Annotated in this window: 8 protein-coding genes; all 8 read left to right on the top strand. The window is 64.5% G+C overall.

The features are described 5' to 3' along the window. Positions 1-182 precede the first annotated feature (182 nt). The gene (locus tag ABLA28_RS10140) at positions 183-566 is read left to right on the top strand and encodes a hypothetical protein (RefSeq protein WP_347713563.1); all 384 of its coding nucleotides are present in this window, start codon (positions 183-185) and stop codon (positions 564-566) included. Next, positions 559-849 (top strand): hypothetical protein, encoded by a 291-nt coding sequence (locus ABLA28_RS10135; RefSeq protein ID WP_347713562.1) that lies wholly within the window; start codon positions 559-561, stop codon positions 847-849. Before ABLA28_RS10140 ends, ABLA28_RS10135 begins: the two co-directional genes overlap by 8 nt. 3 nt (positions 850-852) lie before the next feature. Then, positions 853-1,416 carry a hypothetical protein gene (locus tag ABLA28_RS10130; protein WP_347713561.1) on the top strand — a complete coding sequence of 188 codons (564 nt, stop codon included), beginning with the start codon at positions 853-855 and terminating at the stop codon, positions 1,414-1,416. A gap of 13 nt (positions 1,417-1,429) precedes the next feature. Further along, a complete protein-coding gene (locus ABLA28_RS10125) occupies positions 1,430-3,589 on the top strand; it encodes a hypothetical protein (protein ID WP_347713560.1) in 2,160 nt (719 codons plus the stop codon). Then, complete coding sequence (locus tag ABLA28_RS10120) at positions 3,579-4,088, top strand: hypothetical protein (protein WP_347713559.1); 510 nt, start codon at positions 3,579-3,581, stop codon at positions 4,086-4,088. Before ABLA28_RS10125 ends, ABLA28_RS10120 begins: the two co-directional genes overlap by 11 nt. Then, on the top strand, positions 4,061-4,657 hold the full coding sequence (locus ABLA28_RS10115) for a hypothetical protein (RefSeq protein ID WP_347713558.1): 597 nt from the start codon (positions 4,061-4,063) through the stop codon (positions 4,655-4,657). Before ABLA28_RS10120 ends, ABLA28_RS10115 begins: the two co-directional genes overlap by 28 nt. Before the next feature lie 260 nt (positions 4,658-4,917). Then, complete coding sequence (locus ABLA28_RS10110) at positions 4,918-5,328, top strand: DUF2335 domain-containing protein (RefSeq protein ID WP_314717764.1); 411 nt, start codon at positions 4,918-4,920, stop codon at positions 5,326-5,328. Between the two features lie 75 nt (positions 5,329-5,403). Then, positions 5,404-5,874 (top strand): hypothetical protein (locus ABLA28_RS10105; protein ID WP_347713557.1); only part of this gene is annotated, 471 nt, incomplete at its 3' end.

Raw genomic sequence — 5,874 nt, 5'->3', positions numbered from 1 at the left:
ACATGAACCGAACCCTCAAGGAGTACTGGGAAAAACAGCTCCTGCTAAGCCACTACATCGAGAAGAGCATGGACCAGGCGACCGGGACGATCAACACCAGCTACAAGGGCATCCCCATCCACGTCGACGACTCCCTGCTCGAGACCGAGGAGCGCATCGTTTAAGCGAAAGGAGAGACGGACATGATCCTGGACAAACATCTGACGTTCGTAAAGGGGACGGACACGCCGGCGGCGGAGACCCGCGCGGTGTGCCTGGTGCAGGGCGACCTGACCGGGACGACCGACGGAATGGGCCCCTACGACGGCCTGTTTCTGATGGTCACGGCCACGGACACCATCGCCTCGCTGACCGTGACGCTGGAGCACGGGGACGCGCAGGCCGGGCCGTTCACCGCTCTGGCCACGTACCCGGCGAAGACGGGACTGAAGCCCGGCGATGTCGTCGTGAAGGCTCCGGTCCCCTTCAGCGCCAAGAACTGGCTGAGGGTGAAACTGAGCTCGGCCGCGAAGGTAAACGCGTTCCTCGCGGTCGGGGTGGACAAGGGGGTCGTCGTCAATGACTGAGGTGCGGACTGAAACGCGGACTGAGGCGCGCTGCATCCGAGAGTGCATCTGGCAGGGACGGCGCTGGAGGCCGGGGGAGACGTATCGGGGGGCGGAGACGCCCCCCGAACATTTCGAGCTCCTGCCCATCCCGGGGGGACGGGAGTCCCTTCCGGAGGAGGAGAAGCCCCGCGCCCGCAGGAGGAAGGACGCGCCCGCCGAGGCGGGGGAGCGAGACGGTTCTCCCAAAAACCCAGAGAACCCAGAGGCCCCGGAGACCGGGGAAGCCGAGAAGGAGGAATAGGCCATGACGGACCTGGAGGCGGTGAACCGGGCCTTGGTCCTGATCGGGGTGGCGCCGATCGGCGCGTTGTCGGACGCGTCCCAGCCGGCGCGCACGATGCGGAGGCTGCTGGACGGGACGAAGCGGGTCGTGCTCTCGGAGTTCCCCTGGTCCTTCGCCCACCGAGCGGCGACCCTTTCCCCCGCGTCCGACGTGCCGCCTCCGGGGTTCCTGCACGTGTTCGCCTACCCGTCCGACGCCGTGAACATCGACCGGGTGACGGACGGGCTCCGCACCCTCGTCCCCTTCCAGACGCTCGAGGGCGGGAGGATCGCGGCGAACGTGGAGCGGGGGCACGTCGAATACACGGCGTGGATCCCCGACCTCGGGGCGTGGCGCGGCGACGTCGCCGAGTGCTTCGTGACGCGGCTGGCATCGGACGCCGCAGCCACCCTGACGGGCAGCCAGCAGCTGGCGATGGCCCTGCTGGAGAAGTATTACCGGCTGGTCCGGGAGGCGCAACAGGCGGGCGTCGTGGAGGAGTACGGCCCCTTCGACCGGGCCGTGGACTATATCGCAGTGAGGTGAAGGGGGGACAGGTATGAAACTCTACGATGCGAAGACGTCCTTTGCCGCGGGCGAGCTGTCCCCCGTGCTGCACGCACGTATCGACCTGGCGCAGTACCACGTCGGGGCCCGGACGATCCGGAACTTCATCGTCCTGCCCCAGGGGGCGCTCGTCAATCGTCCGGGGACGACGGTCCTGGACCCCGAACGGAGCTACGGGGCCGTGCGGTTGGTCCCGTTCGTCTTCTCCGAGGAGGACTCCTGCGTGCTCGCCTTCGGGGACGGGTTCGTGGACCGGTACAGCTTCACCGGGTTCCGCGAGCGCATCCCCGATTCCCCCTACAAATCCTCGCACCTGGCGCGCCTGCGGTGGCTCCAGAGCGCGGACGTGCTGTACCTGTTCCATCCCGACGTCCCGATCCACATGCTCCGGCGCGAGATGGAGAACGGGCACCGCGTGTGGAAGTTCGCGAAGGTGGAACTGGACAAGGGCCCCTTCGAGGACACGAACACCGACGAGACCAAGAAGCTGTCCTTTACAGAGCGCCCCGATTTTAAATACGACCTGCACGCCAACTTTCCCCTGTTTCTGACTTGGGACCTTTTGGAGGCGTTATTGAAGGTCGAGGTGAAAGTCAAGGCCTGGTCGGATACCCTGACGCTGAAACCAGCTGGCGTCACCGCATTTGGGGAGCCGGTGACGGTCCGCAACGTGTTCGGCGCGTTCTCGTACCGAACGACCGGCAAATGGACCGGCACCGTGAAGGTGGAGCGCTGCGAGCCGGACAACTGGGTGGGCAAGAACGATCCCAGCGAGTGGGTCTGGGAGCCGTACAAGGAGTACTTCTCCGACACCGACGCGGAGGAGAACTTCTCCTTTTCGGGGGTCGTGGAGGAGTACGCGACGCATTTTCGGTTTTCGTATGCGGGACCGAAGAAGAGAGTCATCGTCGCGTTCGATTACGCGGGCGGAGTCATCGAGCGCGTCTTCAGGGTCAAGGAAATCATCAGCCAGCAGCGGGCCATCGTCGAGGACGTGGAGAAGAAGGGCGGGTACATCCCGGAGACCGACGCCTGGGCCATCGGGGCGTTCGGACCGCACTATGGGTATCCATCCATGGGGATCTTCCACCAGGAACGGCTCGTGCTGGCGCGGACGCGGCATTCCCCGCAGAGCATCTGGATGTCGCAGCCGGCATCCTGGCACGATTTCAGCACGTCGATTCCAGCCAAGGACTCGGACGCCATTACGGTCACGCTGGCCTCGACGCAAATCAATGAGATCAGGGGGCTGGCATCCCGGGGCGACCTACTGCTCCTGACCTCCGGCGGCGAGTGGCAGGCGAAGGCCGGCGCAAAGACGGATGTCTTCACCCCCTCCTCGATCGTGATCACGCCGTCGGGGTATCGGGGAAGCCATATGCTGGCGCCTCTGGATGTGGGGGACGTGACCCTGTTCGTCCAGCGGCACGGAACGACGGTGAGGTCGATGGGGTACAGCCTCGAGGTCGACGGGTACTCGAGCTCCGACCTTTCGATTCTGGCCGCCCACATGTTCGAGAACAACCCGGTCGTCGCTTGGGCGTACCAGCAGACGCCGTGGTCGGTCGTCTGGTGCGTGCTGGCCGACGGGACCGTCGGGGCGCTGACAATTCAGCGCGAGCACCAGGTGACTGCGTGGACGCGGCAGGTCTTCGGGCCGCAGGGGCACAAGGTGGAGGACGTCTGCTGCATCCCCGGCGCCACGCAGGACGACGTGTATTTCGTCGTGCGACGCGGAAACGGACTTCGGGTCGAGCGTTTGCATCGACGTTCGGACACGGGGGGCGAGGAGAGCTTCAGGGACGCCGGCGCGCATACGGTACATTCCGTTTTGGAGTGCTTGGACTGGGAGCAGTCCGCAGATGGGACGCTGCAGGGGCGGCACAAGCAGGTTCCAGCCCTTACGCTGCGGCTGCTCCGGACGGTGTCGCTGAAGGGCGGCATCGTGACGGAGAACAGGGGCGAACTGGACATGTTGCAGTTCCCCGACGCCGATTCTCCCGGTGCGTCCGCGGTGCTCTATACCGGGGACGTCCGGCTGGTCGCCCCCGGCGGGTTCGGGCGGGTATGCCGCGTGCGCTTGGAGAACGACAGTCCGACGCCGGCGACGATTTTGGGGATCTTCCCGGAGGTGGTCGTCGATGAGAATTGAACCTCAAGTCGTCGAGGCGAAGCGGGCACACTGCCGCCTGCTGGCCGACGCGATGGATGAGCAAGGACGCGAGTTGATCCGGAAAGGCTGGGGCGTGGAGCCCGCCGAAGGCCTGGAACGGGCCTTCGGAATCTCCCCTCTGTGCTGGACGATCCTCGTCGACGGGAGGACGACCGGGATGTTCGGGTGCTCGGGCGGCGAGGATGGGACCGGGTACGCCTGGATGACGACCGCGCCGGGCATCGAGAAGGTCCGGCTGCGTTTCATCCGTCAGAGCCGGGGGTACATCGACCGGATGCTCCAGCGGCATGGGACGCTGGTCTCCTACGCGCACGTCGAAAACAGGCCGCTGCTGGCGTGGCTCCAGTGGTCGGGCTTCCGGGTAGAGGGAAGGGAGGGGGATTTCTTGAAATGCGTCCTTTCCCAGCATCCCCCTGTGGGGGAGCATAAAACAAAGGAGGGCGGAGCGTCATGTGCCTGCCGCCGATGCTCGCGGTAGCGGGCGGGCTGCTCAGCGCGGCCGGGTCCGTCATGGCGGGGAACGCTCAGGCCGCCGCCTACGAGGCGCAGGCGAAGGTAGCCCAGCAGAACGCCCGGCTGGCGGAGCTCCAAGGCGTGGAAGAATTGAAGAAGGGCGCCCGCGAGGAGGAACGGTTCCGGCAGCAGGCCCGGCAGTTCCAGAGCTCGCAGCGGACCGCGATGGCCGCCAGCGGCGCGCAGGTCTCCGGCTCGGCCCTCTCCGTCCTGGCGGATACGGCCATGGGCATCGAGGACGACGCCACGACGATCCGCTTCAACACGCTCCAGTCGAAGTACGGGCGCGACGTGGAGGCCCTGAACTTCCGCAACCAGGCCAGCGCAGCACGGGCCAGCGCGAAGAACGCGCGGACCGCCGGGTGGATCGGCGGGTTCTCCACCCTGCTCAGCACGGGAGGGCAGGTGGCGGGCATGACCGCGGGACAGCCGACCGGCGCACGCGTCCGGGGCGGAAGCATTACCCTGGCGTCCCGGCCCTATGAGGACTGGCGCAAAAACAAACAGATGGGCCGCGGCGGGTACGCGTTCTGAGCCAGGGTGATAAAATGGTTTCGGAGGTGAAGAGAAATGCGAATCGCAGACGTCATCCCCGAGACCTTTTTTGACCTGGACGCCACAGCAATGAAAGAACGCATGCAAAAAATTATGGATGAAAGGGTTATTGACCCCGAAACAAGCATTGTCCGATATTCTCAGGCCGACCTGGGCTCATGTTTCCGCAACGTGGGCGTCCTTCTTCGGGATTCCATGACGCGTTATGAGCAGGATCATCTGGGATGCCGGAGAACGGGATGACCAAGCGGCTGGATCAACAGAAGCAGATGACCTCCGTGGGGATTGCCGGCGCGGCTTCCCTTTATGAAGGGCCCTTACCTCGTCCCGAGGATATGGCTAAGTACGAAAAAATATGCCCTGGAGCAGCGCGCGACATTATAGACTTTGCCAAAGCCAACCAGGACCACATCATATGGATGGATCGGGAGGGCCTGAAGACGGCAAGGATGCAGCTTCGGATACTCTTCATTTTCGGGCTCATGGGGCAGATCGGGACAGCCGGCATAGCGCTGTCGGGCTTTATTTTTGCCTTCCTGAAACCGGAGCTGGCAAAGGAAGGGTTTGTCTTCTCGGCATGCATCGCCGGATATCTCATTTGGTGGAAGACCCGCCACTCAAAACAAGGCGGGAACGAAAAAAGCGAATAACGGCCGAAACGATACGGCAACGAAACAAGGGCTCACCCGCAAGGGTGGGCTCTTCGTTTTATGGAGGGGAACGAGATGGTCCAGCGGTATCGGAACCAGATAAACGAGGCGGCGACCCCTGCGGCGTTCGGGCGCAATTACGTCGACGGCGCCGCGACGGGAGTGTACGTCGCTGGGGCACTGGCGGGCGCAGGCGAAGAGATTCGCCGGTTCGCGGAGGTCCGCAAGCGCCGACAGGACGAGTGGGACGCGGCGACGGTCATGAATGCCCAGACCGAGTACGCCCGGCAGATGACCGAGTGGATGGACGACCCCGAGACGGGAAAGCTCCAGACCCAAAAACTGGGGGCAGCCCGGGGGCTGACCGACGAGACATTTCGATATGCCGACGAGCTGGCGGAAAAGATCGCCGGGGGGCTGGAGAACGAGAACCAGAAGGCTGCGTTTCTGCGGATCGCCGAGCGCGCGAAGCTCCCGTACTGGAAGCAGGCGAGCGAGTACGAGGCACGGCAGATGAAGGCCTATAAGGACCAGGCATTCCAGGCA

The sequence above is a fragment of the uncultured Fretibacterium sp. genome, from assembly GCF_963544685.1.
GTDB lineage: Bacteria > Synergistota > Synergistia > Synergistales > Aminobacteriaceae > CAJPSE01.
Note: the sequence above shows the minus strand (reverse complement) of the source record. Positions and strands in the feature narration are given on the sequence as shown.

What these genes read in the sequence shown, in the direction of transcription:
- ABLA28_RS10140 (WP_347713563.1), top strand. Translation starts at nt 183, where the DNA reads ATGATCCTGGACAAACATCTGACGTTCGTAAAGGGGACGGACACGCCG.
- ABLA28_RS10135 (WP_347713562.1), top strand. Translation starts at nt 559, where the DNA reads ATGACTGAGGTGCGGACTGAAACGCGGACTGAGGCGCGCTGCATCCGA.
- ABLA28_RS10130 (WP_347713561.1), top strand. Translation starts at nt 853, where the DNA reads ATGACGGACCTGGAGGCGGTGAACCGGGCCTTGGTCCTGATCGGGGTG.
- ABLA28_RS10125 (WP_347713560.1), top strand. Translation starts at nt 1,430, where the DNA reads ATGAAACTCTACGATGCGAAGACGTCCTTTGCCGCGGGCGAGCTGTCC.
- ABLA28_RS10120 (WP_347713559.1), top strand. Translation starts at nt 3,579, where the DNA reads ATGAGAATTGAACCTCAAGTCGTCGAGGCGAAGCGGGCACACTGCCGC.
- ABLA28_RS10115 (WP_347713558.1), top strand. Translation starts at nt 4,061, where the DNA reads ATGTGCCTGCCGCCGATGCTCGCGGTAGCGGGCGGGCTGCTCAGCGCG.
- ABLA28_RS10110 (WP_314717764.1), top strand. Translation starts at nt 4,918, where the DNA reads ATGACCAAGCGGCTGGATCAACAGAAGCAGATGACCTCCGTGGGGATT.